The sequence below is a fragment of the Methylobacterium sp. J-092 genome (genome assembly GCF_022829325.1).
Taxonomy (GTDB): domain Bacteria; phylum Pseudomonadota; class Alphaproteobacteria; order Rhizobiales; family Beijerinckiaceae; genus Methylobacterium.
Genome location: NZ_JAKSXU010000138.1, coordinates 1 through 369, shown reverse-complemented (window position 1 = coordinate 369; position 369 = coordinate 1). Strand labels below are relative to the sequence as shown.

The window sequence follows — 369 nt, the reverse complement described above, 5'->3', positions numbered from 1 at the left end:
ATCGGCCCCGGCCCCGCGACCACACGATCCTCGGGTCTCGAAGCTTTTGGAGATATCTATGACGCTTTTGAAGAGCACCCTGCTCGCTTCGGCCGCCGGCTTCGCCGCCGTCGCCGGCGCCCAGGCTGCCGATTTGCCGGTCAAGAAGGCCGCCCCCATCGAATTCGTCCGCGTCTGCTCCGCCTACGGCGCCGGCTTCTTCTACATTCCCGGCACCGACACCTGCCTGCGCCTTTCGGGTCGCGCCCGCTTCGACGCTGCCTACCAGCCGTCGTACTCGCGCCAGAACGGCTCGAACAACGGTGACAGCACCGGCTACCGCACCCGCCTGCGCATCAACCTCGACGCCCGCACCCAGACCGCCTACGG

General features: G+C 67.8%; 1 protein-coding gene. It reads left to right on the top strand.

The genetic code is table 11. From position 1 onward, the window contains the following. Positions 1-58 precede the first annotated feature (58 nt). Positions 59-369, top strand: a 311-nt coding sequence (locus MKK60_RS17085) for a porin (RefSeq protein ID WP_243987594.1), incomplete at its 3' end; no start/stop codon positions are given.